The following is a 24,462-nucleotide window of genomic DNA, read 5'->3' as shown; positions in this document are numbered from 1 at the left end:
GTTTTCCTGAGTTGCTGAAACGAAAACAGCCCGCCGAAGCGAGCTGTCTGACGCTGCATTGCTGGTGTTACTGGCCCGCGTTCTTATAGACGCCGCGATAGTCGATCGCCTTGACGCCGAAGTCTTCCCAGGCCTTGACCTCAATGCCGTCGAAGTCACTGCCCGACGAGAACGCATCGCGCGTCGCGGTCTGCAGGCCTTCGGCACCGTCGAGATATGCGTATTCGATGGTATCGACAGCGGCATTGCTGGCCATCAGATACCAGGCGGCGGCCGAGGCGGCATCCAGCCGAGCCTCGACAATCAGTTCCAGCGAACCCGCGAACGGGTTGAAGTCCGTTTGCTTGGCCGCCAGGTAGTTCTGGCTGATGAATTGCTGCGCCGTAGTCTCGAGCGCGGCCGGTACCAGCAAAAAGCCCGGCTGAAGGTTCAGCGGCTGTTTGCTGGACGGCTCTTGCTGCACACGCATGGCGGCGCGACCCGCACCGATGGTGGCCACGCTGATCGCCGCGCCCGCTGCGGCCACGTTGCCGTGGCTGGCGTGAAACAAGGTGGTGCCATCGGCCATGGCCGGATTACCGGTCAACACGCCATACACCAGTGCCGATTCCATCGCCGCCGCGCCCTGGGCGAAGATCGCCGGCACGCGGCCGAAGATGTCCATGTCATCGTTGATGATGGCCTTGCGGGTGATGCCAATGATTTTGCCGTAGTTGTCGAGGTAGATCTGCTCGCCCGAATCGTTGAGCTGGCCGCGCTTGATTTCGCCGCTTTCGTTGACCTTTTCCAGCACACCGGCACCGGAAATCTGCACCCGGGTGGCCGGACGAAAATCGGATAACGTGCCCTTGCGTGCCCAGCGCGTGAAACTACGCGGGGCAATTTCGTATTGCTGACGCAGCGTGCGATTAACGACGTTGCTCAGGGCCACCGCGAAATCGGAGGTACCCAGCAGCGAGCGCTGGACGACTTCCGGTCGCGAAAGGCCACGCACATCGACGCCTTCCTTTTCCAGCGCGTAACGCGCCAGCTCAGGCAGACTCAGGCCGCGGAATTCGCGGGCGTTTTCGGGCAACTGCACCAGATTGCCCGCGCGGTGCATGACGGCTGCTGCGATCGCCTCGCGGCGTTGATGTTGTTCGGACGCGCCGGCCACGACGTGCGGCGTCTGACTGCGGGTGGTGGTTTCATTCGAACGCGCAGCGAGCTGGCGAATCAATTCAGCGTTGACGGCTTCGACGCTGAGGCCGCGCTGCACGAAGTCATCGGCAACGGTGTCGGCCAGACCGACCGAGCGCACCGCGCTGCGAATATCCGCAGCACGCTGGCGTTCAGCCTGAACAGCGGCATCGGCCGCGGCGCGGGTGGCAGCATCATCGGCCGCCGGAGTATTTACGGGAGCAGGCATCGGTTCCTCGTTACGGGTTGTGGGTTCGGCATCTGCCGAGGTGATGAAATTGCACGGCCAGCTGCGCTGACCGTTGGGGGTGGGCTGACCACGCGTGCCCGCGCCGGCATCGGCCGGAATGGGCACCATGGACAATTCATAGGGTTCCCAGTCGGTCGCGGTGTAGACCGGCACCAGACCCTGGCGCTCCTCGACCTGATAGGTACGCGCCACGTAGCCGACCGAGACATTGCGGATAATCCCGGCCACCACGTCCTGCCAGATCGGCTCGACATCCTCGCGGGCGGAAAAACGCACGATGGCACGGCCCTCTTCGCCATCCAGCCAGGCGCGCTCGACCACCCCGATCTGGCTGGCCAGGTCGGAACTGTCATGGCTGTTGAGCAACGGCGCGCCGGCGTTGAGTCGGGTCAGGTCGACGGCGGCCGGGTCAAGCGACAGCACTTCGTCGTAATAGCGGTCCTGCCACCAGTCGTAGCGACGCACCGCGGCGCCGGTGGTCCAGACCAGCTCGATGGTGCGGTCTTCAACGTTGACGCTGCTGACCGGCATGGCCCGGCTTTGCAGCGGCAGGCTGTTCGGAATGGGCATTGCGGCTCCAGAAACAGAAAGCCCCGCTCTAGGCGGGGCTTATGGGTTCAATATTGGGTTCGACGACCGTTTCGCTGTCGTAGATGATGGTCACCCCTGCAGAGGTCAGGTCCTCACGGTCTTGCTTGAGCTTGCGCAGCTGTTCTTCGCGGTCATAACCGCGTTCGTGCCAGAGATCCGATTGGGTCTTGATGCCCGCGGCTGCCAGGATCATGTCGCCCTTGGCATCTTTCACCGGGTCGATGTATTCCCAGCGCGGGGCGATCCACTCGACCGTGGCCTTCTTCGCCTTGCCGGACAGCTTGGCCAGCATCAGCCAGCGGGCTGCAATCGGGGTCAGGAACATCGGCACAAAGATCAGCCAGCGGAATTGCTCGGTCTGCGCCCGAAAATCAATCAGGCCGATCCGGCCGCTGCTGTAATTGACCTGGCTGAGGTCGCCTGTCATCTGTTCATAGGTTCCACCGGCGCCGGCGGCGGCAACGCGTTGCTGGCGGCGAGTAAAGTCGCCATCGTTGTTTGCGCTGGGATTGGCGAAATCCACCGTTTCACCGGGCTTCAGCCGCTCGATCGTGCCGGGCGACAGCTTGGTGCGCGGCGGGCCAGCCGACGACGCCGAGGCCTGGCCGAGCGTGCGGGACTGATCGGACGTGGTTACAAAGGCCGCGAAGCACGCTTCGATTTTCTTGCGCATCAGCTCGGCTTCTTCGTAATCGTCCAGATCACGCAGCTTTTTGATGACTGGTGCCAGCCGCGGCACGCCGCGCACCTGGCCCGGCCGGGTCTTGCGATAGATCAGCAGCACGTCAGCCGCGTCGACGCGGTGACTTTCCAGCGGGCGGAACAGCTGCCCCACTTCGCCGGGGTGGCGGTCGAACAACCAGTAGGCGACTACCTTGCCGATCGGGCTGAACTCCACGCCGTTGATGATGTAGCCACCATTCGGCAAATCTTCGGTCTTGAGGTGGTCCAGATAATCAGGTTCGAGTAGCTGGATCTGCAGCGGCACCGGCAAGCCATCCTCCGGCAGCCGCGTACGAAGGCGCACGATGCATTCGCCCGACTCTTCGACCGTGCGCGTGGCCAGCGCTTCCAGGCCGTAGAAATCGAGCTGGCCATCGGCATCGGCCAACGGCACCCACTCTTTCCAGAGCGCCTGCGTGGCATCATCCGACCATTTGGCGATCACGCCGGTACCGATCGCGTGCGCCACGAACTTGTCAAAAAGGCTGACCGCATAACCATTGTTTTGCGCCAGATCGCGCGAGCGCTGGCGGAGCCAGGGCAGATCGCGCGAGATATCCGCATTGGCGCTGGCACCGGTGGTGTTCCAGTTGGCCGTGCCACGACCGCGCTTGGCCGCTTCATAGCCGCGCACTTCCAGCCAGGCCTGCCGCGCCTGGTGTCGGGCGAGGCCACGCTCTGGCGCCACCCAGCCGATCAGGTTATCGAGCCACATGATTAATCCCGGCTAAATTCCGCAAGCACGGAATGGGTTGAAAACGTGTTAGCCGCACGTGCGAGCTGGTCGGCGATATGCGAACGCGCGGTCAGCAGCTCGTTGATTGAGCGGTATTTGACGCGCCGGCCGTCGTACTCGACTTCCAGTTCGCCGGTGGCGATGGCTTCGTCAATCGCATCAAGCTGGGCTTGGGTAAATGCCATCAGGCGGCCTCGCGCAGTTCCTGCAGAATACCGAGCAGATAGGGCGCGGCCCGCGCGCCATACGTGGCCGATTCTTCTGCAAACATCTCGCTTTCGGACCGGAAGCGGTCCGGCTCCTCGACCCAGCGGCGATGCCACTCGGTCAAGCCAGCGACCAATTCCGTTTCGGTCATTTCAATCTCGGGCATCACTCACTCCAGCCAGTTATCGTCCCGGCCCAGCCAGTCGGCCTCGCCAGAAACAGAAGACCCCGCCGATGCGGGGTCAGGGATTGATTCAATAGTGTCAGGTGCCGGTCGTGGCGCAGGCACTGCCGGGTCAGTTTCGACCGCCTGCGGCGCTGGCGCGCTGAACATGTCATGTACGCGTGGCTGCAACATGTTTTCCAGCTGTTGCCACTCCACCTCGCGTGCCGCATGCACCCGAATGTCCGGATGCTGGGCGGCTGCGTAGCCATACACCCAGGTATCCAGCGCTTCGTTACGCTTGCCTTTGCGCTTCACCCAGCGGTTCTTTTCGGGGTCAAACACTTCGGCGGTGAGTTGTTCGTAATAGTCCAGCGTCAAGTCTGCAGAGAACCGGACCTTGCGATGCACGATTTCTGCCTTGCCATCCGCATCGATGCGGCCAAACAGAGCGTTCTTCGCGGTATCTGTGCCAACCAGCCAGAGCTGCACGCCTTCCTTATGAGTCTGGCCGCGCCAGTCCACATCCTGCAGGGATGGCTTGCCCAATACAGCGCGGTTTGCCGTGCTTGCGCCCTTGATGGCAATGACGCGTTCGTGTTGCCAGGTGCGCACGTAGTTATAGACATCGTGCGTGTTGGCGCCCCCGCTATCGATGGCGGTGGCCATGACACGCATATCAATACCAAACTGATTGCGCAACGGGCGGCGCCGGTACTCGGTGAGCTTTGCCCACGTTTCGTCCAGCGTAGGGCTGCCGTGGATCACGTAGTGATCCAGCACCCAGCAAACCTCGCCCCGCCCCCAGCCCAACAACTGGCACTCGAGGCGGTCCGGTTGGGTATCCACGCCCAGCGTCAACACCAGACAGCCCACCGGCACGGTCCGGATCTTGAAGGGCTCGGCACGGGCCATCAGCGCGTCGGCCTTCATGACCCCGGCCTTGTCCTCCCAGACTTCGCCGAGGCAGGTATTGATAAACCGTTTGAGCTTGACCTTGTCGCCTTGGGCTTCCAGCCACTGTTGCGCGCGATCGGCCCAAGTGCGCCCCAAGCCCAACGGGCTATACAGGCTGTTAATGTGATAGCCACGGGTCTTGCGGCCCGGACATTCGGCCACCCACTCACCGGCGGCCAGCATGGCCGTCTTGTTATGCTCCTCGATCACGCATCCGTTGTGCTCGCAGACATACCAGGCCCGGCTAACGTCGCCATTGTCCGCCACGTTCCATTGCAGGTTGGGCCATTTCAAATGCTGGCGTTCGCCACAGTGGGGGCACGGTAGGTAGTAGCGGCGCTTGTCGCTTTGCTCCCATTCGGTCTCGATGCGGCTGGCACCCTTGATCGTGGGCGTGCTGACCAGCATCACCTTGCGCCGCGGGAAGTTGTTGGTGCGCTCTTCCGCCAAGCCGACGGGGTCGCCCTCGCCGTCCAGGTCATCCGGGTAGGCGTCCACTTCATCAAGCCCGAGATTTTTAACGGGCATCGAGCGCAAGCTTGCGGCGGAGTTGCCACCGGCCAGGCGGAGAATGCCGCCCGGAAATTCCTTAAGCAGCGCCTTGTTTTTGGAGTCGCGCGACTGCCGGGCAAACTTGTCGGCCAGCGAGGTCGTCGCCGCCAGCATGTTGGACAGGCGTTGCTGGCTGAACAGCTCAGCCACTTCGATAGTGGGTTCGACCACCAGCATCGGGCCGCCGTAATGATCCATCACGGCGCCGATCCAGTTGATCAGGCATTCGGTGCCGCCTACCTGTGTGGACTTTACGAAAACGATGCGCTCGGCATCGGACCATGGCGACGCGGCATCCATGATCTCGCGCAGGAACGGCAGGCGATCTGTCCGCCACTGGCCTGGCTCGCTCGTCTCGCTCGACGTGAGCTGGCGGTTTCCGTCGGCCCATTCGCTGACCGTCATGCGCGGTGGGCGGCGTATACCAGCAGCCCACGCCGAACACACGGCGCTGTAGCCATCGGGCATGTCGTTCAGCTGCATCAGCGGGTTCCAAAGAGCCGGGCCGGCAGGCGCTCGGCGATTTTCGCCAGCTCATCCAGCACCAGCCCGATTTCGTCATCCAGTAGTTGATAAATGCGGCGCGGGTCCGACTCGGCAGCCAGCACCGGCGCAATCCGGTCTGGAAGGCGTTCCAGCGCGGCCCGCATGGCCGCCGCGTTATCGGTCAGCGCGAGCTGCACCTTGCTCAGCTCCACCAGTTGCCGCAGTTGCTTGCGTTCTTCCAGCTCGGCAATGCCGGCGAGGTGGGTTTCCTTTTTCGCCCGCGCCGCCTGGAAGTCGTAACCGTCGGTGGGCAGATCGCCGCCGTCAGTGTCTGCAGCCTCTTCCGCTGCGGCGGCCAGAATCGCGGCCGGCATGATGTTGCGCTCGACCCGTTCGCGGGCATGACGGTCGCCAACACCAGAGCGCGCCGGGTCGGCGGTCTTGCCGAGCAGCGCCATGGTCGCCTCGACATCCACCTTTTTGCCTGAGGCGTCGAGTACGAGGCGGCCTTCCTTGTTCAGTTGACTCACATAGCTGGGCACCCAGCCATTCATCCGCGCGAATCCGGATTTGCTGACCAGTTGACCCATTGGAAAAACCTATCGTTTTCAGTGCCTTGGCACCTTTTCAGTGACTGAAATTTCAGTAATGTTTGAGCGCTGCGCCTGGCGCGGCGACGGGGGTCGAATTACCCGCATGGCTTAGGGTGCCGGAAGGACCCGCGACCCTTACAGGTTGGCCCGCCGGGGCCGCCTTCCTGACACGTGCCTGGCGTCTGGCCGGGCCGCTGTCAGCTTCACCGCATCGACAGCACCGCCGACTTTAACGCCCGGTCGAACGCGCCGGGCAGGTATGCCTTCGAGGTGTTCTGTGCGATCGCCTCGAACGGGATGCGCACCTTGTACTTGGGCGCCGAGTCGCTCACGAAGAACAACGGCTTGATGCCCTCGCCGTGCGCGGACTTGATGCGCTGCCAGATGCCGGTCGTGCCATCGATCTTGCCAAAGAAGATATCGAAGCCGCGCGCCTTCGACTGGCTGCGCCGGCTGCGGGTACGGTTTGCCGTGTAGCCCGTTTCGCCGAACGCGCTGAGCGCCGACAGGACTTTCACCATGTACGAGCCGCGCACGTTCCCGAACGCATCTTTGGGAACGCCTGCGGCTGGCAGCAGAAACTGGCCGGAACGCAAATAGCCGATCCGCGCCAGGGCGACCTCGCTACGCTTGCGCTTGCGCTCGCCGCCATACACTTCGGCCGTCATCCATTGCGCTGGCGCGGTGGACTTGGCGGCATCGTCCTTGATCCAGACCCGCGCTTCCTGCCGCGCCTTGGTCGCTGGCTTGATGAATAGACTATTCAACGTCCAGTTGGTAGGCCGGTCGAAGCGCTGGCGCATCACGCTGCGATCATTGATGCGTACTTTGCCGGCGGTCTCAGTCAGCGCTTTCGCCGCGGCGAACGGCAACTGCGTTTGCGCCAGCCGTGCGAGCTTGTCTTGCGTCAGTTTGGTGCCGGTGAAATCAAGCTTGAACATCGGCACCTCGAATAAAAAAGACCGCCGAAGCGGTCAAGCTGCCATCCACGGAGAATTGGGTGTACGCATTGGGCAGCGTGCGGGCCTCGCCGAACGTTCCAGTCAAGGCGGGTCTGCGAGGTGCTCAGCACGCTGGCCAATGCATACGACGGACAACAAAAAGCCCCGCGTGCAAATGCACCGGGGCCTGGCAACAAGTTGGCTGAAAACGAAAAAGCCCCGGAGCTTTCGCTGCGAGGCTTTCGGTTGCTTTAGACGTGCAAAACCACCCTTCCACGGGTAGTCGCGCGCCGAAGCGGTATCAAGTTGTAGCAACAAGGTTAGTTGCGGATTTTTTTGCTGTCAACAGGTTGTTCAAGTTGCATGTGCGGATCGCTTTGGTCGGAACCGCTTCCAGCATGGCCCAGCGTTCCGAAAAAATTTGCACCGCTTTCGCCACATGGGCATCGTAATCGTTGATGTTCAGCCCCAGCTTGCGAGACGTTCCGCTAGGGTTGGCTCGATACATGAAGTGCTTCTCGAGCAGCACCGCAAACGAACGAAACAGATCACTCTGGCGCAACGTGGCGATAATCGCTTCGGCCCGCATTGCATCGGCCTCACTGCAGCGGCTTTCCCGGCACGTCGGCCCCATCGCTGCCTTCTCTTCCGGCGTCAGATAGAGGCTGATGCCCTTGAAGCCATTCGTAACTCGCCCACCCACAAACAAAGCCCAGTTTTCCAACAGTTCTAATGCGTCTTTCATTGCGCCCCCAACAACTTTTTTCACCAGAGGGCCTCTTAGCCCGGTCATTGCCAGGCTTTGTTTTATCGAACTACGCGCCTGCTGCTGCAAGCATTTTGCGTAAATCGTTTACTGCTGCAATTGCCACACCAGCATCGCCGCGCCGGTACACTGGTTCCTCCTTTTTATCCGGGATTGCCGGGCACGCGCCCTGCAGCCGGTCACTTAATACCCGCACCCATTCTCCCTTCAAGCGCGACCATTTTGTTGCGTACACCCTTGTAAACCCGAGGTCATAGGCCGCCCAGTAAATGGCCGGATGCGACCACACAGCCGTGCCATAAGCCACCTTGACGGACTGGCGCTGTGCCTCATAAAAAGCGCCCTCAAAATCGAACACCGGCAAACAGCGGTCAGCAAATTCAGCTAGGCCCAAAGGCTGCGAACCCGCGCGGACTTCGTTGCGCAATGCCGCCAGCGCGGTCTTGACCATGTTCCAGCGGATGCCACGCCCGTAGAAGAGCTCGGCGGCTTCTTCGTACCACGCCACCTTGGCGGCCTCTTCGGCGAACAGCTCGCGCCACGCGTTGCCGTACAGGCTGGCAAAGTGATTCCACAGCACCACCACCGGAATCAGACCATCGGCGCCAGCCGGGCGCAGCCAGGGATTACGTTTTGCCATTTCGCCTACCTCCCTTGAAAAGGCGAGTCACGCAGCGCCAGGCGCATTTCAGCTTCACTCAGCTGCGCTGCCCGGAAAACCCGCATGTTGTATTCGTGCGCGTTCTCATCGTCCAGTTTGGTGATGCCGTGCTGGACACCCCGCTGTTCGATGCCCGCACCGGACAGGAACCACGGCTTGCCGGGTGTTTCTTCGAAGGCAGCACCGTCGAGCTTGCGACTTTGCTGCTGCGCCTGCAGCAAGACCTTTTCGACGTACTGCACCGACCGACCGCCATGCTTCGCCGCCACTGCAGCGGCCGCCTGCACCTGTTTTACCTGCATACCGCTTTTGATCCACCGGTCGTAAATGGGCAGCGCACCTGCCGACAGCGCGCTGTCCTTGAAGCCCAGCGAATTCATCACCCGAATCCACTGCGTTGGCTTCTGAGGGCAATCAGGCATTACGCTTTCGTCTTCGTCTTTGCTGCCGTTTTCCTTCACTGCAGTAGTTGATGAAGATGAATGTGTAATAGAAGTACTCTGAACTTCAGATATCTGACGCTCATCGCCTGGCGGCGCGTGACGGTCACTACCCTGAAACCCATATCCCACGCCACTTTGCTGCTGACGGTCATGAGTGACGCTCATCTGACGGTCATCCAGAGGACGTGGTTGTGCGCGAGTTGCCAGGCATAGCAAAACAGCGAGCTTCTTTTCGTCCTTCGTGACAAGGGAATAGCGCTTGGCCAGCCCCGCGCGTTCCAACTCATCTAGCAAAGAACGCATCTGGCGAAGATTCGGGAAGAACCCTGGACGCTTTGAACCCAGCGGCGGCTTGTACTGGATATCGGTGGCAAGGCTGAAATAGGACACGGCGCTGCGGGTTCCCACCATGCCGCTGCTAATGTCCATACGAGAGCGCAGGCCCAGCACGTACAAACTGCGGGCCTCCAGCGAGCATTCGGCAAGTGCCTCCTGCTCTTCGATATTCAGGAGGATGTCGATCATGCGGCCACCAATGGCGCGCGATGCACCAGAAGCAGGTCAAGCTCTTCCTCGTCGCCATGACTCTCCAACAGCCCCGCCAGCGCGAGCTGATCGAGTAAACGCACCAGTTCGCCATGCTGTAGCGGACGCTGCAAATGCCCACGTCGGGCCACCGGTCCCACTTCCGAGACCAGCATGGTCAGCACCAGACGGCGAGGCCCGCGCACGTGCCCATCGCTCGCATCCAGCAGCTTCAACAAGCCGTTCCGGTAAAGCCGCGTCGGCAGCGGGCCGCATTGCTCAAGCGCTTGTGTTTCCCAGTAATACGGCGGCCTCATCGCTGCCCCTTAAACATGTCGTCCTGGACATCACGATTGCCGTAGACCCGATAAACCAACGCTACGTAGCGCAGGATTTCTTCGGTTAATTCGTGCCGGGCAGAATCGATCCGGCGCTTTTCATCCGCATCGATCTGGGCGTCGTCGGCCAGCGCCTTATGCACCTCAACGCTCAGCTTTGCCATGCGCTCCGTTACACGCAGAAGCGCGACGTGCAGCTCTTCGTTCCCCACCTGCATATCGGTGCCGGGCACGTCCAGGTACACGCCGCCCACTTCGCGTGCCAGCGCCCGAATGACTTCGCGGCCTTGCGTAAGCTGCATCAACTCCAGCGCCTCGTTCAGGCCAAACACCATCCCGCGATAGCCCGATAACTTGTGGCGCAACGTGTGCGCGCTGCCGTACATGGCTTGCGAAAGACTCTCCTGATTGCCCGGCCAGAGCGCGATATCGCTCCGCGCAGCTTCTGAAAGACTCATGTCCTACACCTTTGCGGTTTTGTGTGTGTTTGCAGCGCTACCTGCGAGAGGTAGCCTTGCGGTCATAAAAAACACCGGGCGGCAACCCGGCGAAACGCCAGCGCATCTGGTAATGCGCTGGCGGAGGAAAACGGTTATTGGCCTGCGGCCCTGCGGGTAGAGCGACGGCGATCTGACACGCCCACCCGGCGGTCCTTGGCAGTACGACGCTCCGCTTCAGCAGGTGCGCTCGTTGCATTCAGGTCGGGCATCAATCGAAAGAAACAGGCATCAATCAATCGGACATACGTCTCCCGCGGCTCTTGCAGGCCGCGCTTGATACGATTGATGGTTGGCTGCGGGATGCCTGTTTCCTCGACAATCAAAGCTTCGGAGAGGCCAGCATCGAACAGCCGGATCAACTTCTGTTGGGTAGAGAGCGTGTCCATAAGCTGGATGCTAATACGCAAATGCATAACTTTCAATACGCAAATGCATTAGATGTTATTCATGCGTTTTCGCATAATCAGGCGATGGACCTCCGACACGCCCTCGCCGCCTGGCTTGAACACACGCACCATTCGCAGAACAGCCTTGCTGATCTTGCGCACGTGCCCCAGCCCACCATTCAGCGCATCCTGTCGGGGACCACTGCGTCCCCCAAGGCGGACACCCTGGAAAAGATCGCCAGCGCGCTTGGCATCACTTATGCGCAGCTTCGCGCGGGGCCTACTGGGGACGCACAACAAGGCGGCGAGCTGGATGCGATGGCTCAGGCAAAAGCGCGCATGGAAGCGATGCTCCGCGGCGTGCCTTCGGCAGCACCGGAGCCCAAAAACGAGGAGCCGCCGAAGTACGTGCCGGTGCCGATCTATTCCTCTCGGGCCGCATGCGGCTTGGGCTACATGAACGATCATGTGGAGATCGAGGGCAGATTTGCTTTGCCTAAAACGGTGCTTGACCGCAACGGCGTGCTCGAAGCGAACGCTGCGATCCTGCACGCAGAGGGCGATAGCATGAGCACGTATATATGCAATGGTGATCTGGTCATGATCGACCGCGGCGTGCGCACCATAGCTAACGGGCAGGTGTACGCGTTCATGATGGAAGACGAAGTGGTAATCAAGCGCGTGTCAAAAGGCTTCGGCTTAATCACCCTGACTAGCGACAACCCCAACAAGGCGCTCTTCCCAGACCGCACCGTGCCACCCGGCGCAGATGTAACGGTGCTAGGCAAGGTAGTCTGGCGCGGCGGCTAACGCCCCTTTTTCCCGGCCCCTGACCTGAAACGGTATGCATCTACGTATACCGTTCGTCGCGCTCGTCCGCATTAATACGTTTACGTATTGCAGGAGTTAATACGTTTACGTATATTTCACCTCGTCACCAAGCCAGCGGCAAGGGTTCCGGTTTTGGTGGCACGACACACTCCTAGCTAACGACCCTTGCCGCTACCCACGCACTCCCGTCGGAGCAGGCCGTGACGCACCTCAACTTCACACACATTCGCGACCTTATAGAAGCACAACGCCGGATCGGCACTGCCATCGAATACCTGGCAATGGATGATGGCGGCTACCTAATGAGCGCCGTTCGCGATGAGCTGGCGCGTGCAATCGTCGCGATCCAGACCGCTGGCAATGCAGACATGCAGATCGGGAGAACCGAGGCATGACCATACCCCACACGATCCGCGTACCCCTGCGCAGCGAAGGCGACGGCCTGTTCGATGTTGATTTCGGCGGCTGGAAACAACGCGGCTGGACGATCCACCCCATGGACCGCCACGGCGTGCAGTACGAAGCGCGCAAGACGATCCAGCTGCCGCCGCAAGACGATGGCCAGAAGGTCGCAGCATGACGCCGCGCACTCGAATTCTTATCGCGTTCGCGCTGCTCCACTTGGTCGCGATGTTGCTGACCTACGTCGCCCTGGTATGGGCCGACATGGCCCTGAGCGGCCTCGCCCAACTCAGTTTTTCCCTGTGCATCTTCGGATTGATGGTGTGGCTGCTGGATGCGCTCTGGAAACCCGTTCTTGATGATATGGAGACCCAATCAAATGGCTCTTAACCTGATCGGCCTGACCGGCCCTGCCGGCAGCGGCAAAGATACCGTCGCAGATTTTCTGGTGGCCAGACACGGCTACACCAAGCTCGCTTTCGCCGACAAACTGCGCGCCGAAATTTGTGACGCCTACAACGTGCCGGAGCAATTGCTGCTGAAACGCGAAACCAAAAACACTCCGCTGCACAGGCTGGCACTGGTGTATTGCCGGAACGACGTTTTCATCAACTGGGTTTTGGAATGCTGGATCGCGAGCGATGAGCAATACGGCCCTGCACGCACGCTCCTGAGCCAGCGCCCCCTGTCGCCGCGTGTGGTTATGCAGACATGGGGCGATTACCGCCGCGCGACCAATCCGCACTACTTCATTGACGCGATGCAAGACCGCCTCGATGTGCTGCCCGGCCGCGCCGTCGTGATCAGCGATGTGCGAGTCATCCCCGGCGACAACGCCCACGTCGCCAACGCCGAAGCCCACTTTGTGCATGCGCTGGGCGGCGAAATCTGGCAGCTCACCCGCCCAGGTTACGGTCACGGCGGCCACGCCACGGAGCACGCTTTCGAGCGCCGCATGATTGACCGGAATCTGATGAATTACGGCACGCTGCAATCGCTGCAGCGGCAAGTCGAGCTATTTGTTGCAGCGGAGGCCGCATGAAAGAGCGTCCGATTTTGTTTTCTGCGCCGATGGTGCGCGCGCTACTCGATGGCAGCAAAACGCAGACTCGGCGTGTAGTGAAGCCCCGTCGGGATATTGGCCTCGGCTGCGACCTTGCTCCACATGAAATCGCGGGCGAGATTAATAAAGGGTCATTCCTGAATAGCCCCTACGGCCAGCCCGGCGACCGGCTCTGGGTGCGAGAGACTTGGCGCGGACTAGTGACCATCAATTCTCCCCATGAGCCACGGCAGCTGGGTGTCGCTCGCTATGTGCCCGATCAAAAGCATTGCGTCCGCGTCGAATATCTCGCAACGCGGGATCGTGACAATGACCCTTGGCGCCCAAGCATCCATATGCCGCGTTGGGCCAGCCGCATCCAGCTAGAGATCACTGACGTCCGGGTCGAGCGCCTGAACAACATCAGTAACGCCGACGCTGAAGCGGAAGGTATTGATTACCTTCGCCACATCCCTGACGCCGACGAGACCCTATGCGCATCTCAGCTCTTTGAAATACTTTGGGACTCCAGCTACGGCCTTGGCCCATGGAATGCAAACCCTTGGGTCTGGGTAATCGAATTCGCGCGAGTGGAGGCGGAATAATGGACAAGAAAACTGCAATCGCAAAAATCCGCAAATGCCTGGCATTGGCTAAGAGCGGCAATTCAAACGAAGCTGGTGTGGCGCTGCACCAGGCACAAGCCCTCATGGAGAAATTCGGCGTTGGTGAGAATGAGGTGCTTGCGGCCGAAGTCACGGAAATGAGCGCTCGGTCAAACGCACGCAAAAATCCCGCGCGCTGGGAAAGTCATCTGGCCCGGACCATTAGCAAAGCGTTCGCATGCGACGCGGTTTACAGCTATGCCCGCGGCAAGCCCGGCGAATGGCTGTTCATAGGGTCAACGCTCCACGCAGAAATTGCCTCTTACGCGTTTGCGGTCCTTAACCGAAAAATCAAAGCAGCCAGAGCCGAGCTGCTTCGTTCGCCGCTGTGCGCCCGCCTCGGCCAGAAGAATAAGACCGCGCGGGCCGATTTGTTCTGCGAACAGTTTGTAGTGGGCCTGCGTGAGCACGTACGCGCATTTGCGGGCACTCGGCAGACCGATGCGATTGCTGCATACAAGGCGATCCATTACCCCGTGCGCGGCGATTTGGAACCAAAGGATCGCAACGCACAGCGCGAATTAAGCAGCGCCGACTATGCAGCGGCCCGTTCCGGCCAAGAAGCTGGCCGCCAGGTGCGTTTGTCTCATGCCGTCGGATCCTCTGCGGAAAAAGCCGCCGCCCCTATTAACCAGCTGACTCTGGAACATCGCCAATGAGCAAAACGAAATCGTCTGCGGGCTTGGCTGCCAGCGACTGGCGGCGCAAAACAATTCAGACGCGCTCGACCAAGCACGCCGCATCCACCGAAACACCCGAACAGCGTGCGCATCGCCTCGCTCGCTGGAACAACGAAGACCGCGCCATCGAGCGCCTACACCGTGAGGTCTACCAATGACCAAGAACACCAAAATTGAATGGGCGAATCACACGTTGGTCGGCAAGACCGCAGCTGGCAGGATGCTCGACGGCCAGGAGTGGACTCAATACCCATGCACGAAGGCCGCGTAAATGGGCGCCATATTCGACATGCCTCTTGCCAGCGAAACACTCGCGGCAGAAGAAATCATCCAGATCACCGGCTGCTCTCGCAAACACGACCAGATTGAATGGCTGACCAACAACGGTTGGACTTTTTTCAAGAATCGCGCGGGCGAGCCCATTATTGGCCGCTTGTTCGCGCGCCTGAAATTATCCGGGATCAATCCAACGGTGCTGGCCACCGGTGGCTGGTCACCTGACTTTGGCAACGTGAAATAATTATGGCGCGCCCAAAAACCTCTGGATCAGATCTTCCGCTGCGCATGGTGCGTCGTATACGTAAGCGCAAAGACGGCTCAGAATGGACCAGCTATTACTACAGCGGCCGCGATGATGATGGTCGCCGGATCGAGATTCCACTCGGTCAGGACATCAACGAAGCCAAACGCCTTTGGGCGCAGTTCGAACACAAAGAGACACCGGTCAGCGCCGGGACAATGCGGCTCGTTTTTGAGCGATACGAGCGCGACATCGTGCCCGCCAAATCGCCAGCCACGCAGCGCCAGAATCTGCAGATGCTGAAGCAGCTGCGGCCTGTCTTCGACAACGCACCGATCGACGCCATCACCCCTCAGCACATCGCCCAGTATCGCGACAGGCGCACTGCCAAGGTACGCGCGAACCGTGAGATTGCGTTGCTTTCGCATGTATTCAATATGGCACGGGAATGGGGCTATACCGCAAGAGACAACCCGGCGCGGGGCATCCGCAAAAACAGGGAAGTGCCTCGCGACTTCTACGCCGATGCCACCGTCTGGACCGCTGTTTATGAACAAGCCGTTCAAGAACTGCGCGACGCGATGGACCTTAATTACTTGACCGGCCAGCGCCCCGCCGATGTGTTAAAAATGATGGAACGCGATATTCGCGACGACGCCCTGGAAGTGCGCCAGAACAAGACCAACAAGCGGCTGCGGATTTTGCTGAACGAAGATGACGGCTCACGCACAGAACTTGGTAAAGTAATTGATCGCATTCGCGCGCGCACCGGCAAGGTCAAGAGCTTTTATCTTGTGGCCACGGCCGCGGGCGCACCGCTAAGCAAAGACATGCTGCGCGACCGTTTCGACGCGGCCCGCCTGGCTGCGCGAGCTGCGGCCGAACAGGCGGGCGATTTAACGCTCAGCGAGCGCATTAAGGCGTTCCAGTTTCGCGACATCCGCCCTAAGGCGGCCAGCGAAATGGGCGACCTCACAAAGGCCAGCAAATTGCTCGGCCACACAGAGCAAGAAATCACCCGCAAGGTTTACATCCGCGTCGGTGAAACGGTAAAGCCGACCAAATAAGTACCCTATTTCTTACGACCGATTAGCCCGCGCATTGCGGGCTTTTTGCTTTTTCCGACCCGAAAAAGCGTTCCGCAACCCCGGACCGGGACATTGATTTTTAAAGCATTTTTCGTCGTTTTCCGAGGTGCGTTGCGGAAAGAAAAATGCGTCAACTCATTGTTTTCCCGCCAGTTAACAGGAGACTTGAAAACTGCCGAGGATGTGAGTCCTCCGTGAGTTCGAATCTCACGGCCTCCGCCAGAATGAATGCAAAAAGCCCTGATGATTCAGGGCTTTTTTGTTTTTCAGGTCGGTTACACCGTGAGCGGTGCTGGCCAGTCTGCGTTGCTATTTACCGCGCCAATCTGGCCTGCTTCAAAATTGGCCAGGGTGTCGCCAAACACTTCGGGCAGCCACTCGCCCAATTGGCTGGCATTGATCGGCTGTTCATGTTCCGGATCGGGATAGCACGGGCAGCGCAAAGGGTTGCCGCCCCAATCATCGGCGGGTACGCGATAACGCAAAATAATCGCGTAATCCGGATCGCCCAACAAATAACCTTTATATCGGCCTCATGTCATGAGCGGTGGCCGCGTCGGCGCCGTGCCCTGTTCTGCAACTTTGCTTTGGGTATATGTAACAGGCGCAAAAAAGACATAAGCGTAGCCGTCTGCATCTGCATAGTCGTATAGCATGCGCCCGCTAACGGTCCAGAAATCCAGTTCGGCTGAACTGACCGTATGCGCGCCGATTGAAAGTTCGCGGCATTGATAATTGCCGAATACCGTATCCGGATTGCCATTTTGAATAAATAGCGTCGGCAATTTTATACGCAGGATTTCAACTTCCTGGCCCGGTGATTTGCTGCCAAAGAAATAACCTTTGCTACATCCATCAGTCGCCATTTGATCAACAATACTGGCGGCCGAGGTAGTGGCATCGGGGCGGTACAGCGCAATTTCACCCTCGCGCAAGGTGCCGGGCCGGGCCACACGGGCCGTGGGCTGGATGCTGGCGGCGGTGCATGGCGCGGGCGTGGGTTGGGGTTGTAATGGCGCGTAGCCAAATACGCTGGTGTTGCCTGCTACAAAAGGATTCGGCCCGGAAGATCTCATCTCGCTGTCCACCAGTTCCTGCTGAGCCGGCACCGGCGCCGCGCCGGCGTAATAAAGTGCGGCACTGAAATAGGCCGCTTGGGCAAAGGGGCCGCTGACGGATAGCTGCGCCGCCTGCGCGCCAGGATACAACTCTGCCGCGTAATACTGCGCATGCTGATCAAAGCCCTCGCCCACCTGGCCCTGCTGATAATTGCAGGCATAGGAAAACCAGTCGTACAGAGGCACCGCGGTGCCATCCAGTGTAACCACGGGCAATTGCACCGCTTGCTGCCAACCCTCGGTGCCACCGTCACCCCATTGGCCGTAATAGCGCAAAACAATAAAGGGATTGCTCGATGCCGCCACGGTAAATGTGGCGTCATAAGACAGTGCGGGCAATAACGCCGCTTTTTTTATGCTGTCAGTCATGAAGATCGACTCCTGAATAAAATTGATTTATTGCGTTTGCGATGAATAACCGGCATTGATTCAATGCAGTTGTGTCATCGATCTTCACGTTAGACGGCGTTTATTGCTTTCACCGTACAATCTGGCCAATTCGGTAATTATACAAACGCAATAATTTGATTACGGACGTTTCTCAAAAGAAGTTTCCCATATACAGATATCAATAAAATATTCGCGGGATTTAATTCCTGAAACTAGATATTTATTTATTGTGGCGCCAGGCCTGCAACAAGCGCGGCAAGGCTGCCTGAGCGCGGCGCGGCCGCATTGCACTAGGCATCGCGTCCAGCCCTGCCCCGGAGTTGTCTCCAAACTGACACTTTTTGACTTTTTTGCTAAGGCCAAGTCCGGCGCCATATACACTGCGATGCAAAACGCCAAGGTCCGGGCCATGCCGCACGCTGCTGCTGGCCCCGCCGCAACAGGCTTTGCCGCCCGCGGCTGCAACAAAATTTCTATGTTTTCCCGTATATGGCAATACGATGGAGTGCCCGATGAAGGTTGTGAGCAACACCCAGTCACGCTGTCCGCATGCAGTTTTCCCGATTACCTTTGGCTTTTGTCTCGCTTTGTTTCTGCTCTGGAATATCCAGATCCATCGCTACGACAACCATTTTCTTGGCTCCGATTCATACATCATCGTGAGCAAGATCCTGAATTCGCACACCCTCAAATGGTTTGAGCAGACCTATACCTCGCAATTTGGATTGCAGAGCATTGCGCTGGCTGCAATCCACAATCTGCCATTCAGTCCCGGCGTGGCGCCCCTCAGCCTTGCCGCTGCCAGCGTTTTTTCGCTACTCACCGCCATCGCCTTTTCGCTACCGGTTTACAAAATCCGGCGCGTTGCAGGCTTTCCGGCAGTGGCGTTGTACTGGATCTCGCTGGCATTTTCGCCTTGGCTTCTAACGTTTTCGTACTCGCTGTACTGGGTGCCGTTTGCCATCATGCTGCCGGTCATGACGGCATTTCTGTTTGGCCACTTTATGCATGGCAAATACCGCAAAGCCGTGATTGCCGGCGTGTTTGTGGCCATGTTTATCAAATGTTTGTGCGGCTATGAATACATCACCACGGTGACGCTATTTGCGTGTGCGGGATATGTCTTTTCCCATATCGGAACGCCGTTCAAGGCCAGCAAATCAGATATCGGGTTGATCTTTGCCGCCTGCGTTGCAGGTTTTTTGGTTGCACTGGCCGTGCATGTCTTTCAGTTGCATCACATCAATGACACCTACGGCTTCAGCACCATTCTGAATCGGGTAGAAACGCACACCGGTACCGATGGCGGCGGCGATGATGCCAGGCTGTTGATCACCCATCTGGTCACACGGCCCGGTAATGAGCAATTAATTGCGGTGCTGAGTAGCGCGGTCAATCAGCACAAGCTGCTGTTTGCCTGGACGGCGTTCAAAGAATATTTCTATATGCCCGGTCTGGTACTGGACGGCTATACCGTGGCATTTGGCTGGTTTGTGCTGGTGTGCTTGATTGCCGCGTGCATGGGTGCGGTGGCGGCGGCCATGCCGCGCGTCATCCGGATTAGCGCGGACCTGCAATGGTTTGCGTTGGGTGCTTTTTTGGTGCTGCTGGGCGTGTTTTCGTGGCAGATACTGGCGTGGCACCACACCAGCGTGCATTACCACCTGAATGGCCAGATATTCGCGTATGGCATCGTGCCGGTTGCCATGATCGGGCTGGGGGCGGTCATCAATGTTTTATATAAACATCTGTCGATTGCCATTCAGCGCCCATTGCATCTGCTTGCCGGCATCTCACTTTGCGCACTGCTGAGCGCTGCCACTGCTTATACGGCGCTTGATCACGATGCATTTATCGATGATTTCCACTACAGCCGGGCCAGTCGCTCCAAAGTAATCGCCAGCCGGGATCTGGTCACCATTACGCCGAGCGGCTCTGAGCTTTATCGCGGGATGGGTCTGGCCACCACCACAGTCACCGTGTACGGCTGGGCTTATGCCGAAGGGCCGGACGGCGCAAAAGTGTTTGTGCTGATCAATGGCGGCCTGGTGGGCGAAATCCGGCCGGATCTGCCCAGAGACGATGTCGCCCGATTGCGCCCGGGCGCTGGGCCTATGAGCGGTTTCAAATTCAGCTACAACGTGGCCGGGCCGGTCAGCAAAGATCAGGTGCGTTTGCTGGCGCCGGATGGCGCGGGCAGTTACGTCGAACTCAAGTAATTCCCCGCCGCATACAGACACAACAGCCCGGCGCGGCTGTTGTGTCTGCCTGGCTTAGCGCTCGGTATCGGGCGCCGCGATCGGGAACATCGGGTTAAACGCCTGCAGCAAGCCAAACAACTGTTCGACCTGCGCCCTGTCCCCCAGCACCGTGGCCTTGTTTGCACCGGTCAGTTGATCCAGCCGGGCGCCGCCCAGCAGTAGTTCGGCAAAACCGAGCTTGTCGATCTGCAAGGTTGCATCCGGTTTGGCGTGCGGGCGATCGGCCGAGTAGATCAGCACACCGTTGCGCAATTCCAGTCCGAATACTTTGCCGTCGGGCTGTTGCCAGTTAAGCGTGGTGTGTTTGCCAACGGCGGCCGGGCCGTTCAGACGCACGCCCATATAGTCGAGCAGCAATTCCGGGTTCATGGCCGCAACCATATCGGCGCTGGCGGTGCTCACCCCTTCCACTTTGGGCACGCCATTGCGCAACTCGTAGGCCCCCATCAAAAACTCGTTACGCCAGGTCGGGTTTTCAGTTTGATAACCCAGTTGTTCCAGCGCATCGGCTTCCAGCTCCCGCGCGGCTTTGTTGGTGGGATCGGCAAATACCACGTGGCTGAGCACCTCGGCGGTAAAGCGGTAATCACCCGCGGCAAACGTCTCGCGCGCCTTGGCCACCACCGCGTCGGCACCGCCCATGAATTCAACGTAGCGTTTGCCACCGGCTGCGGGCGGCAGCGCCCACAGATGCGCCGGGTTGGAGTCATACCAGCCCAGGTAACGCTGATACACCGCCTTGGCGTCGTGATTAACCGAGCCGTAATAGCCACGGCTGTACCACTTGTTGCCGATGCTGTCGGGCAGGCGGATGCGCTCGGCGATCTCGTCCATGGTGTAGCCACGATTGGCCATATGCAGCACCTGGTCATGCAGATACTTGAACATGTCGCGCTGGTCGGCCAGGAAGGTATTGATGCGCGCGCGGTCCCATGTCGGCCAGTGATGTTGCGCAATCACGACGTCGACCTTGTCGCCGTACCGATTGATGGCGGTGTTCAGCGTCTTCCACCAGGTACTGGCGTCCCGCACTTGCGCGCCGCGCAAGGTGTACAGATTGTGCAGCGTATGGGTGGCGTCTTCGGCGGTGTTCAGCATATGGAACTGCGGAAACCAGATCAGGAATTCGGCGGGCGCCTCGGTGCCTGGCGCCATCAGGAATTCCATCTCCACGCCATCCACCGTGCGCTTGTCGCCACTCTTTTTGACGGTATCGGTCGGCGCAATCAGGGTGAAGGTACCAAACGAAGTGGTCTTGCCCAGCCCGGCATCAAGCTGGCCTTTGGCGCTACGTGGCAGCAACGCGCCGTACTGGTACAGCGTGCGGCGGCTCATGGCATTGCCAGCCAGCACGTTCTCCTCCACCGCCTCACTCAAAAATCCATCCGGGGCGATGATCTTTGTTTTGCCGGCTTTGACGTCCGCCAGCGTGGTCACGCCCTTGACGCCGCCGTAGTGGTCGGCGTGGCTGTGCGTGTAGATGATGGCCACCACCGGTTTGACGCCACGATGTTTGAAATACAGCTCCAGCCCGGCGCGGGCCACTTCGGCGGTGACCAGCGGATCAATGATGATCAGCCCGGTGTTGCCTTCGATCAGCGTCATGTTCGACAGATCAAAACCACGAATCTGATAGACCTTGTCGGTCACCTTGAACAAGCCATTGGCCAGGTTCAGTTGGGCAATGCGCCACAGACTGGGGTTGACCGTGGGCGGCGCGTCGCCCTTGATAAAGTCGTAGCTGGTCAGATCCCAGGCCACTTTGCCATCGGCGCCCTGGATGGTCATCGGCGTCAAGGTGCCAACAAAGCCGCGCTGGGCATCAGCAAAATCCTGCTGATCGGCAAACGGTAGTTGCTGCAATACGGCGGCATTGGCGGCTTGCGTCTGCGCGGTGGCTTCTTTGGGGGCCGTGGCGGCCAGTGCGCTGGCGGCGCTCAGCGCGGCAAGCAGCGCCAGCGCAATCGGGTGTTTGCGGAACATGGTTTTTATCCTTGTGCGGTGAATCTGGCGTGCATCGTGGTACAGGCACGCTGACCTGCGCAAAGGACAAATCTGAGTTTATTCAAGCGGGCTTTGATCTGCCCCGGAACTCCGCGACCAAGCCCTTGATTAAACAGCAAATATCAAACTCTTAATTCGCAAAATTTTGCCCGATCGGGTTCGGAAAATGGCTCGGTTTTTTGGGCGTAGCGGCCAGCGCCCGGGCCACCGCCGCGGCCATGGCCGCATTGCCCGCAGCCCCCGGATGCAGATGGTCACCGCTGTCATATTCGGCGCGCAGCCGGGTTGGATGCTGAGGGTCGCGCAGCAAGGCATCAAAGTCGATCACCCCGTCCGCGCCCTGCCCGGCCCGCAGCCAGCGGTTGAGCTGCTGGCGCAGCGCGTCTTTGGCGGGACTGGCGTAATGCGCGATCGGTGACCCAGCCAGCGCGTTTTCAAACGGCGGCAGCGTGCCCAGATAAAGGCGACGTCCTTGCGCATGGGCCAGCTGGATCAGTTGCAGATAAGCCGCTTGCAACGCGCTCAGCGTGGGCAGCGGCGCGGCGGGATCAAACGTGCTGCCTGGCCAGGCGATGTCATTGCTGCCGAGTAATACGATGATGTCGCGCACGCTGGGGTCGCTCAGCACATCACGCTGCAGCCGCACGCTGGCACGTTCGCCCATCCCGTCCTGCAACAAACGCGCGCCGGAGATCCCGGCATTCAGCACCGGCCTGCCACGCACCCGCTGCGCCAGCAAATCCGGCCAACGCTGGTTGGCGTTCAGTGGCACGCCGTTGCCGTCGGTGATCGAATCGCCCAGCGCGGCAACGCCGGGCGCGAGCGGGGCTGCGTCGACCTCGACCGCGGCCAGCCACAGCCGTGCCTCGATTTGCGCGCCTGGCGCTGGCGCTGGCACAGCTCGGGTTTGATCACCGGCGAGCAGGTCGGCACTTTGTTTGCCGTCCCAATGAAACGTGGTCAACGGGGTCGGCGTGGCCACATACAAGTCAATCTGCAACTCAGCCAGCGGCGGCACAGCCAGCGGCAAGGGATCACTCCAGCTTTGCGCGCCCGCTGCCACGGTAAGCTCGGTGGCCCCGGCAAAGCGCAAAGCCAGGGCCGGCCCGGCGGGCAGCAGGCGCAGGCTGGCGGCGGCAAAATGCACTGCTTGCGTGCCATAGCGATTCGACAGCGCCACCCGCACGCCATGGCCGCCTATGCTCAGGCGCAGGGTCTGGCGCACGGTTTGATCCTGCAATTGCAGCGGTATACGCGTAGGCAGCGGCAATTCCGGCGCGGACCAGACCCGCTGCGGGCTGGCAGTCCAACTGGTGGTCCACGCTGCCTGCGCGGGCGCTGCGCTCCAAGCGCAAATACTGCTCAGGCTAAGGATGAGTTTGGGAAAAAAACGAGTCATGGCGCGAGTCCGCTTGGGGTTCAAGAGGCCTTAGCTTCGCCTATGCCATAAGCATGTAGTAGCAGGCTAAACTGCATATCCTTTATGCGGGAATGGAATGGGCTTATGGATCATCTACAAGCGATGCGCTGCTTTGTACGTGCGGTTGAGTTGGGCAGTTTGAGCGCGGCTGCACGCGAGCTGGGCCTGAGCCAACCCACCGCCAGCAAACAAGTGGCCGCGCTGGAAAAACACCTGGGCGCACGCGTATTGGCGCGCAGTACCACGGCGCTGGCGTTGACCGAACCCGGCAAGCGCTTTTATCCCAAAGCGCGCGCGCTGCTGGAGGAATATGCCACCGCGCTGGCCGATGTACGCGAGCAAAGCGAAACGGCCCGTGGCCTGGTGCGGGTGAACGCTCCGGTCAGCCTGGGCGTATTGCGACTGAACCGCCTGCTGCTGGCGTTTATGCAGCAACATCCACACATCGAGGTCGAGCTGGTCCTGAACGACCGCTTTATCGATCTGGTGGAAGAGAACGTCGATGTGGCCTTGCGTCTGGGCGGGCAGCCGCCGGGCAGCGCGGTGGCGCGCTCTGTAGCGAGCAGCCCGCGCTGGCTGGTGGCGGCCCCGGCCTATCTGCACCAGGCAGCACCGTTGGCCACGCCTTCTGATCTGACACAGCACGCGTGGCTGCGCAATGCCTGGCTGGATGAAGCTGATCTGACGCTCAGCGGGCCACAGCAGCAACGGCTGACGGTGCGGGCTGCGGCGCGGTATCGCAGCAATAGTTCGCTCGCGCTGCGCGACGCCATGCTGCAAGGCGCGGGCCTGTGTTTGACTCCCGCATGGCTGGTGGCCGATCTGATCGAAACCGGTCAGCTGTTACGCGTATTACCGGATTGGTCCGGCCCCACCCAGGCGGCGTGGCTGGTGTATCCGCAACGACGCTACCAGCCGCTGCGCGCGCGTTTGCTGCTGGATTATCTGGCCGCCGCGCTGCCTGGGCTGCCCGGTTTTGCCGCGCCCCAACGCCAGACGCCAGGCCTTGCGTAAATTGTTAAACTTGCGGCTTCGTCTGCGGAG

The 24,462-nt window shown here is 60.0% G+C and carries 29 protein-coding genes; 12 read left to right on the top strand and 17 right to left on the bottom strand.

From position 1 onward, the window contains the following. Positions 1–67: 67 nt before the first annotated feature. From ACYQ1A_RS16520 to ACYQ1A_RS16460, 13 genes are all read right to left on the bottom strand, one after another. Entirely contained in the window at positions 68–1,999 is a 1,932-nt protein-coding gene (locus tag ACYQ1A_RS16520; protein ID WP_499363698.1) for a prohead protease/major capsid protein fusion protein, read from the bottom strand. 28 nt (positions 2,000–2,027) lie between these two features. Next, positions 2,028–3,458, bottom strand: a complete 1,431-nt coding sequence (locus tag ACYQ1A_RS16515) for a phage portal protein (protein ID WP_499363696.1) — start codon at positions 3,456–3,458, stop codon at positions 2,028–2,030. Positions 3,459–3,460: 2 nt separating this feature from the next. Then, entirely contained in the window at positions 3,461–3,664 is a 204-nt protein-coding gene (locus ACYQ1A_RS16510; RefSeq protein ID WP_062222360.1) for a phage head-tail joining protein, read from the bottom strand. After that, on the bottom strand, positions 3,664–3,852 hold the full coding sequence (locus ACYQ1A_RS16505; RefSeq protein WP_062222361.1) for a hypothetical protein: 189 nt from the start codon (positions 3,850–3,852) through the stop codon (positions 3,664–3,666). The genes ACYQ1A_RS16510 and ACYQ1A_RS16505 overlap by 1 nt, the downstream gene beginning before the upstream one ends. 3 nt (positions 3,853–3,855) lie before the next feature. Continuing rightward, positions 3,856–5,841 carry a phage terminase large subunit family protein gene (locus tag ACYQ1A_RS16500; protein WP_499363693.1) on the bottom strand — a complete coding sequence of 662 codons (1,986 nt, stop codon included), beginning with the start codon at positions 5,839–5,841 and terminating at the stop codon, positions 3,856–3,858. Then, positions 5,841–6,434 carry a hypothetical protein gene (locus ACYQ1A_RS16495; protein WP_499363691.1) on the bottom strand — a complete coding sequence of 198 codons (594 nt, stop codon included), beginning with the start codon at positions 6,432–6,434 and terminating at the stop codon, positions 5,841–5,843. Before ACYQ1A_RS16495 ends, ACYQ1A_RS16500 begins: the two co-directional genes overlap by 1 nt. Positions 6,435–6,640: 206 nt before the next feature. Continuing rightward, the gene (locus ACYQ1A_RS16490; RefSeq protein WP_499363689.1) at positions 6,641–7,378 is read right to left on the bottom strand and encodes a hypothetical protein; all 738 of its coding nucleotides are present in this window, start codon (positions 7,376–7,378) and stop codon (positions 6,641–6,643) included. 301 nt (positions 7,379–7,679) lie between these two features. Then, positions 7,680–8,147 carry a hypothetical protein gene (locus ACYQ1A_RS16485; protein WP_499363687.1) on the bottom strand — a complete coding sequence of 156 codons (468 nt, stop codon included), beginning with the start codon at positions 8,145–8,147 and terminating at the stop codon, positions 7,680–7,682. 46 nt (positions 8,148–8,193) lie between these two features. Further along, a complete protein-coding gene (locus ACYQ1A_RS16480) occupies positions 8,194–8,730 on the bottom strand; it encodes a hypothetical protein (RefSeq protein WP_499363686.1) in 537 nt (178 codons plus the stop codon). A 59-nt stretch (positions 8,731–8,789) separates the two neighbouring features. Next, positions 8,790–9,773, bottom strand: coding sequence for a hypothetical protein (locus ACYQ1A_RS16475; RefSeq protein ID WP_499363684.1), 984 nt, complete (start codon positions 9,771–9,773; stop codon positions 8,790–8,792). Next, complete coding sequence (locus ACYQ1A_RS16470) at positions 9,770–10,009, bottom strand: hypothetical protein (RefSeq protein ID WP_499363682.1); 240 nt, start codon at positions 10,007–10,009, stop codon at positions 9,770–9,772. The genes ACYQ1A_RS16475 and ACYQ1A_RS16470 overlap by 4 nt, the downstream gene beginning before the upstream one ends. 77 nt (positions 10,010–10,086) lie before the next feature. Next, positions 10,087–10,569 (bottom strand): phage regulatory CII family protein, encoded by a 483-nt coding sequence (locus ACYQ1A_RS16465; protein WP_499363680.1) that lies wholly within the window; start codon positions 10,567–10,569, stop codon positions 10,087–10,089. 134 nt (positions 10,570–10,703) lie between these two features. Continuing rightward, complete coding sequence (locus ACYQ1A_RS16460) at positions 10,704–10,997, bottom strand: hypothetical protein (RefSeq protein ID WP_499363678.1); 294 nt, start codon at positions 10,995–10,997, stop codon at positions 10,704–10,706. A 21-nt stretch (positions 10,998–11,018) separates the two neighbouring features. Here ACYQ1A_RS16460 and ACYQ1A_RS16455 point away from each other — a divergent pair, with 21 nt between their 5' ends. The 10 genes from ACYQ1A_RS16455 (at position 11,019) to ACYQ1A_RS16410 (ending at position 16,204) form a co-directional block, all read left to right on the top strand. After that, positions 11,019–11,807 carry a LexA family transcriptional regulator gene (locus ACYQ1A_RS16455; protein ID WP_499363676.1) on the top strand — a complete coding sequence of 263 codons (789 nt, stop codon included), beginning with the start codon at positions 11,019–11,021 and terminating at the stop codon, positions 11,805–11,807. A gap of 221 nt (positions 11,808–12,028) precedes the next feature. Beyond that, a complete protein-coding gene (locus tag ACYQ1A_RS16450; protein WP_062222395.1) occupies positions 12,029–12,223 on the top strand; it encodes a hypothetical protein in 195 nt (64 codons plus the stop codon). Continuing rightward, positions 12,220–12,408 (top strand): hypothetical protein, encoded by a 189-nt coding sequence (locus tag ACYQ1A_RS16445; protein ID WP_499363674.1) that lies wholly within the window; start codon positions 12,220–12,222, stop codon positions 12,406–12,408. The genes ACYQ1A_RS16450 and ACYQ1A_RS16445 overlap by 4 nt, the downstream gene beginning before the upstream one ends. After that, positions 12,405–12,620, top strand: coding sequence for a hypothetical protein (locus ACYQ1A_RS16440; RefSeq protein WP_499363673.1), 216 nt, complete (start codon positions 12,405–12,407; stop codon positions 12,618–12,620). Before ACYQ1A_RS16445 ends, ACYQ1A_RS16440 begins: the two co-directional genes overlap by 4 nt. Continuing rightward, the gene (locus ACYQ1A_RS16435; RefSeq protein WP_499363671.1) at positions 12,610–13,272 is read left to right on the top strand and encodes a nucleoside/nucleotide kinase family protein; all 663 of its coding nucleotides are present in this window, start codon (positions 12,610–12,612) and stop codon (positions 13,270–13,272) included. Before ACYQ1A_RS16440 ends, ACYQ1A_RS16435 begins: the two co-directional genes overlap by 11 nt. Beyond that, positions 13,269–13,877, top strand: coding sequence for a hypothetical protein (locus tag ACYQ1A_RS16430; RefSeq protein WP_499363669.1), 609 nt, complete (start codon positions 13,269–13,271; stop codon positions 13,875–13,877). Before ACYQ1A_RS16435 ends, ACYQ1A_RS16430 begins: the two co-directional genes overlap by 4 nt. Further along, positions 13,877–14,596, top strand: a complete 720-nt coding sequence (locus ACYQ1A_RS16425) for a DUF2786 domain-containing protein (protein WP_499363667.1) — start codon at positions 13,877–13,879, stop codon at positions 14,594–14,596. Before ACYQ1A_RS16430 ends, ACYQ1A_RS16425 begins: the two co-directional genes overlap by 1 nt. Beyond that, the gene (locus ACYQ1A_RS16420) at positions 14,593–14,775 is read left to right on the top strand and encodes a hypothetical protein (protein WP_499363666.1); all 183 of its coding nucleotides are present in this window, start codon (positions 14,593–14,595) and stop codon (positions 14,773–14,775) included. Before ACYQ1A_RS16425 ends, ACYQ1A_RS16420 begins: the two co-directional genes overlap by 4 nt. Positions 14,776–14,888: 113 nt before the next feature. Further along, positions 14,889–15,137, top strand: coding sequence for a DUF4224 domain-containing protein (locus ACYQ1A_RS16415; protein ID WP_499363664.1), 249 nt, complete (start codon positions 14,889–14,891; stop codon positions 15,135–15,137). 2 nt (positions 15,138–15,139) lie between these two features. Further along, positions 15,140–16,204 (top strand): phage integrase, encoded by a 1,065-nt coding sequence (locus ACYQ1A_RS16410; protein WP_499363662.1) that lies wholly within the window; start codon positions 15,140–15,142, stop codon positions 16,202–16,204. A 296-nt stretch (positions 16,205–16,500) separates the two neighbouring features. On the opposite strand, the gene ACYQ1A_RS16405 is transcribed toward ACYQ1A_RS16410, so the two are convergent. Further along, positions 16,501–16,737, bottom strand: coding sequence for a hypothetical protein (locus tag ACYQ1A_RS16405; protein WP_062222403.1), 237 nt, complete (start codon positions 16,735–16,737; stop codon positions 16,501–16,503). A 21-nt stretch (positions 16,738–16,758) separates the two neighbouring features. Further along, positions 16,759–17,712, bottom strand: a complete 954-nt coding sequence (locus ACYQ1A_RS16400; protein WP_499363660.1) for a hypothetical protein — start codon at positions 17,710–17,712, stop codon at positions 16,759–16,761. 533 nt (positions 17,713–18,245) lie between these two features. On the opposite strand from ACYQ1A_RS16400, the gene ACYQ1A_RS16395 reads away from it, so the two are divergent. Beyond that, positions 18,246–19,952 carry a hypothetical protein gene (locus tag ACYQ1A_RS16395; RefSeq protein ID WP_499363658.1) on the top strand — a complete coding sequence of 569 codons (1,707 nt, stop codon included), beginning with the start codon at positions 18,246–18,248 and terminating at the stop codon, positions 19,950–19,952. 54 nt (positions 19,953–20,006) lie between these two features. Here ACYQ1A_RS16395 and ACYQ1A_RS16390 read toward each other — a convergent pair whose 3' ends face one another. Further along, the gene (locus ACYQ1A_RS16390) at positions 20,007–21,977 is read right to left on the bottom strand and encodes an alkyl/aryl-sulfatase (protein ID WP_499363656.1); all 1,971 of its coding nucleotides are present in this window, start codon (positions 21,975–21,977) and stop codon (positions 20,007–20,009) included. Between the two features lie 151 nt (positions 21,978–22,128). Further along, on the bottom strand, positions 22,129–23,397 hold the full coding sequence (locus ACYQ1A_RS16385; RefSeq protein WP_499363654.1) for an SGNH/GDSL hydrolase family protein: 1,269 nt from the start codon (positions 23,395–23,397) through the stop codon (positions 22,129–22,131). Positions 23,398–23,502: 105 nt separating this feature from the next. Here ACYQ1A_RS16385 and ACYQ1A_RS16380 point away from each other — a divergent pair, with 105 nt between their 5' ends. Further along, positions 23,503–24,432: a LysR family transcriptional regulator gene (locus tag ACYQ1A_RS16380; protein WP_499363652.1), complete on the top strand. Its 930-nt coding sequence runs from the start codon at positions 23,503–23,505 to the stop codon at positions 24,430–24,432. Positions 24,433–24,462 lie beyond the last annotated feature (30 nt).

Source organism: Silvimonas sp. JCM 19000 (genome assembly GCF_054652575.1).
Note: the sequence above shows the minus strand (reverse complement) of the source record. Positions and strands in the feature narration are given on the sequence as shown.

Coding starts and splice junctions, on each gene's coding strand:
- ACYQ1A_RS16415 (WP_499363664.1), top strand. CDS start 14,889: ATGGGCGCCATATTCGACATGCCTCTTGCCAGCGAAACACTCGCGGCA.
- ACYQ1A_RS16520 (WP_499363698.1), bottom strand. CDS start 1,999: ATGCCCATTCCGAACAGCCTGCCGCTGCAAAGCCGGGCCATGCCGGTC.
- ACYQ1A_RS16495 (WP_499363691.1), bottom strand. CDS start 6,434: ATGGGTCAACTGGTCAGCAAATCCGGATTCGCGCGGATGAATGGCTGG.
- ACYQ1A_RS16430 (WP_499363669.1), top strand. CDS start 13,269: ATGAAAGAGCGTCCGATTTTGTTTTCTGCGCCGATGGTGCGCGCGCTA.
- ACYQ1A_RS16455 (WP_499363676.1), top strand. CDS start 11,019: ATGCATAACTTTCAATACGCAAATGCATTAGATGTTATTCATGCGTTT.
- ACYQ1A_RS16390 (WP_499363656.1), bottom strand. CDS start 21,977: ATGTTCCGCAAACACCCGATTGCGCTGGCGCTGCTTGCCGCGCTGAGC.
- ACYQ1A_RS16395 (WP_499363658.1), top strand. CDS start 18,246: ATGAAGGTTGTGAGCAACACCCAGTCACGCTGTCCGCATGCAGTTTTC.
- ACYQ1A_RS16460 (WP_499363678.1), bottom strand. CDS start 10,997: ATGGACACGCTCTCTACCCAACAGAAGTTGATCCGGCTGTTCGATGCT.
- ACYQ1A_RS16515 (WP_499363696.1), bottom strand. CDS start 3,458: ATGTGGCTCGATAACCTGATCGGCTGGGTGGCGCCAGAGCGTGGCCTC.
- ACYQ1A_RS16410 (WP_499363662.1), top strand. CDS start 15,140: ATGGCGCGCCCAAAAACCTCTGGATCAGATCTTCCGCTGCGCATGGTG.
- ACYQ1A_RS16420 (WP_499363666.1), top strand. CDS start 14,593: ATGAGCAAAACGAAATCGTCTGCGGGCTTGGCTGCCAGCGACTGGCGG.
- ACYQ1A_RS16440 (WP_499363673.1), top strand. CDS start 12,405: ATGACGCCGCGCACTCGAATTCTTATCGCGTTCGCGCTGCTCCACTTG.
- ACYQ1A_RS16490 (WP_499363689.1), bottom strand. CDS start 7,378: ATGTTCAAGCTTGATTTCACCGGCACCAAACTGACGCAAGACAAGCTC.
- ACYQ1A_RS16445 (WP_499363674.1), top strand. CDS start 12,220: ATGACCATACCCCACACGATCCGCGTACCCCTGCGCAGCGAAGGCGAC.
- ACYQ1A_RS16475 (WP_499363684.1), bottom strand. CDS start 9,773: ATGATCGACATCCTCCTGAATATCGAAGAGCAGGAGGCACTTGCCGAA.
- ACYQ1A_RS16500 (WP_499363693.1), bottom strand. CDS start 5,841: ATGCAGCTGAACGACATGCCCGATGGCTACAGCGCCGTGTGTTCGGCG.
- ACYQ1A_RS16435 (WP_499363671.1), top strand. CDS start 12,610: ATGGCTCTTAACCTGATCGGCCTGACCGGCCCTGCCGGCAGCGGCAAA.
- ACYQ1A_RS16380 (WP_499363652.1), top strand. CDS start 23,503: ATGGATCATCTACAAGCGATGCGCTGCTTTGTACGTGCGGTTGAGTTG.
- ACYQ1A_RS16385 (WP_499363654.1), bottom strand. CDS start 23,397: ATGACTCGTTTTTTTCCCAAACTCATCCTTAGCCTGAGCAGTATTTGC.
- ACYQ1A_RS16465 (WP_499363680.1), bottom strand. CDS start 10,569: ATGAGTCTTTCAGAAGCTGCGCGGAGCGATATCGCGCTCTGGCCGGGC.
- ACYQ1A_RS16425 (WP_499363667.1), top strand. CDS start 13,877: ATGGACAAGAAAACTGCAATCGCAAAAATCCGCAAATGCCTGGCATTG.
- ACYQ1A_RS16510 (WP_062222360.1), bottom strand. CDS start 3,664: ATGGCATTTACCCAAGCCCAGCTTGATGCGATTGACGAAGCCATCGCC.
- ACYQ1A_RS16400 (WP_499363660.1), bottom strand. CDS start 17,712: ATGACTGACAGCATAAAAAAAGCGGCGTTATTGCCCGCACTGTCTTAT.
- ACYQ1A_RS16505 (WP_062222361.1), bottom strand. CDS start 3,852: ATGCCCGAGATTGAAATGACCGAAACGGAATTGGTCGCTGGCTTGACC.